Below are 2,599 nucleotides of genomic sequence, written 5' to 3'. Positions count from 1 at the left end.
GAACCGATCATGGAGCAGCGAATAATGTGTTTGTAATAGGTAAAAACCTAAGTAAACCAGGTTTTTATAATGAAGCACCCAATCTTCTGAATTTAGATAAAAATAATGATTTAAAATACACTGTAGATTTTAGATCAATTTACGCAACAGTTTTAAAAAAATGGCTTGAAGTTAATGACGAAAAAATCTTAAATTCATCATTTAATACGTTAGATTTTATATAAAAAATAAAAGACTCAGCTTGTGCTTGACAATTATTAAACTATAATAGACTTTAGGTAAACTTAACTATACGATACGTAGAATATATTTACATTATATAATCAACCCTCATCGTTATGAAACTAATTAACTTTTTTTTACTTTTATTTTCAGATAAATTAGATAAAGAGTTTGAAAATGAATACAATAGCACAGATATGTCGTAAAGGGAATAGTACTAGTGCCTAAACAACTCTAAAGCTAAAATAAAGACTGTTTTTTGCGTTTAATCTATTCGAAAAACACAGCGTCAAAAGTATATGATGTTGAAGCCCAAGGAATATCAATATCACCAATCATATCTATTCTATAAACATCTACAATTAAAATTGTACTAGTTAATTTTTTACAACTTAATGTAATGCCATCATTGTAGGTCGTGTCTTCTTGATTTGGCGTTAATGCTTTCCCAGAAGGAATATATGGTAATGCAGGAGAAAAAGTATACCTTAATTTTAATCTTTGAGCTACATCTGGACTTCCATTATCTTTAGCTTGAGTACGTCTTGTAATTGAATAATTAACACCATTAATAGTCATAGCAAAAGTAAAGTCTGAGCCAGCTCCTACTGTTGCAGTTTCAAGCGCAGGTATTGGTAGCTTAGGGAAAACTAATGCTGAAGTAGTTGTAGCTCCAAAAGTAACCCAAGCTGTTCCATTATAGTAATAGAAACCAGGAGTATTATCTGTTTGAAATATTAATAACCCAGTAGCTGGAGAAACTATAGCATTTCTTTCAGACATATCCATTCTTGGTATTAATAACCCAGAATTTGTTGATGTAATATCTAAAGAAGAACTAGCATCTGGTGTTGTAGTACCTATGCCTACTTGAGAAAAACCAATAGAAGTTATTAATAAAAATGATAAACAAATTAAAGTGAAATACTTACTATTAAACATATTAGATAGGGTTTTGAGTTTTGCTGCTCAAAAATAACTAACACCCTGTTTTAATAGGTTTGGTTATAAGTGTATTAGGTTTAAAAAACGTCAATAGAAGATTAATAGTTAATTTATTTTTTTTGATTTTATCATATCTATACTAGCCACAGTTCTAAACCCTAAATGGTCTGACCCAGAATCTCTACTAGTAGACATTCTTGCAGAAATCCTAAAACTTGCACAGTAAGAATCATGACATAAGTATGAACCGCCTTTCATTACCATTTCTATTTGATATGGATTTTGTGGATTATAATATTCTGTTGCACCCTTTGGGTTTATTATAGGTTTTGAAATATCTAATTCTTTATAGTAATTTGCGTTGTATACACTGCTAGTCCATTCCCAAACATTCCCTAACATATCATACAGCCCTATACTATTTGGAAGATATGATTTTGTAGGCGCTATATATTCAAACCCATCTATAGATTCATTATTAGTTGGAAATTGACCTTGCCAAGTATTAGCATTGGCGTTTAAAATTTCAGTATTATTTCCCCAAGTAAATATGGCATCAGTATTATTGCCTTGTGCTGCCGATTCCCATTCTGCTTCTGTTGGTAAGCGCCTATTTGCCCATTTACAATAAGCCAAAGCATCTTCAAAAGCAACGTGAACCACAGGGTAATTATCTTTTCCTTTAATAGAACTTCCTTTTCCATAAGGTTGCTTCCAATTAGCACCAATTTTCCAAGTCCACCATTGGCTGTAATTGCTCATATTAACAGTAGCATTTACATCTTTGTTAAAGACTAAACTTCCTGGTTGTAAAATAGAATCATGTGGTTTTAGAGTGCCTTCTGGTAGTTCTTTTTTCATTTGTTCCCAATCTATAGGTCTTTCAGCTATGGTTATATATTTGGTAGCATCTACAAACTTTTTAAATTGTACATTAGTAACTTCGGTTATATCCATAAAAAAGCCATCAACCGATACTTGGTGTGCTGGTTTTTCTCTAGGCATTGCATAATTATCTGTTGTTTTAGCACCTTGAGTAAATGTTTTTCCTTTAACCCAAACCATACCTTTAGGCGTTTCAATATTATCTGGTTTTTCTATTAAAATATTTGGTGTAGCATCTGTTTTAGAGGGTGTTAAAGTTGAATTTTTATCAAGCGGTTTTTCATTTTTACAAGAAAAAATCAAAGCAAAAACTAATAATATTAATGTGTTTTTTAAAAGGAAACGAGTATTCATTAAGTTTAAATTTTCAGAATAAATTATATTTTAATTACATTTAGAAATTAAATAAAACAAATATAGACATTGAATTTAAAAGCAATTATTTTTTTATTCGCCTTAACTTTTTTTTCTGCGTTTTCTTTTGCTCAAAACACAGTGAAATTTCAACAATTAAGAGGAGAAAATGTGCCAACACAGAGTATTACTT

2 protein-coding genes and 1 pseudogene are annotated in these 2,599 nt (G+C 30.4%); 1 reads left to right on the top strand and 2 read right to left on the bottom strand.

Features of this window, described 5'->3' with window-relative positions; genetic code table 11:
- Positions 1-224 (top strand): annotated as a pseudogene (locus ACVC2P_RS14475) (DUF1501 domain-containing protein); the annotation flags it as partial.
- Between the two features lie 268 nt (positions 225-492).
- Here the strand turns inward: ACVC2P_RS14475 and ACVC2P_RS14470 are convergent.
- Both ACVC2P_RS14470 and ACVC2P_RS14465 read right to left on the bottom strand, forming a co-directional pair.
- Entirely contained in the window at positions 493-1,164 is a 672-nt protein-coding gene (locus ACVC2P_RS14470) for a hypothetical protein (RefSeq protein ID WP_452599168.1), read from the bottom strand.
- A 108-nt stretch (positions 1,165-1,272) separates the two neighbouring features.
- A complete protein-coding gene (locus tag ACVC2P_RS14465) occupies positions 1,273-2,406 on the bottom strand; it encodes a formylglycine-generating enzyme family protein (protein WP_452599167.1) in 1,134 nt (377 codons plus the stop codon).
- Between the last annotated feature and the right edge of the window lie 193 nt (positions 2,407-2,599).

It is taken from the genome of Pontimicrobium sp. MEBiC01747 (assembly GCF_053601635.1).
The sequence above is the reverse complement of the archived record's forward strand: the minus strand, read 5'-3'. Positions and strand labels throughout refer to the sequence as shown.

Coding starts and splice junctions, on each gene's coding strand:
- ACVC2P_RS14465 (WP_452599167.1), bottom strand. CDS start 2,406: ATGAATACTCGTTTCCTTTTAAAAAACACATTAATATTATTAGTTTTT.
- ACVC2P_RS14470 (WP_452599168.1), bottom strand. CDS start 1,164: ATGTTTAATAGTAAGTATTTCACTTTAATTTGTTTATCATTTTTATTA.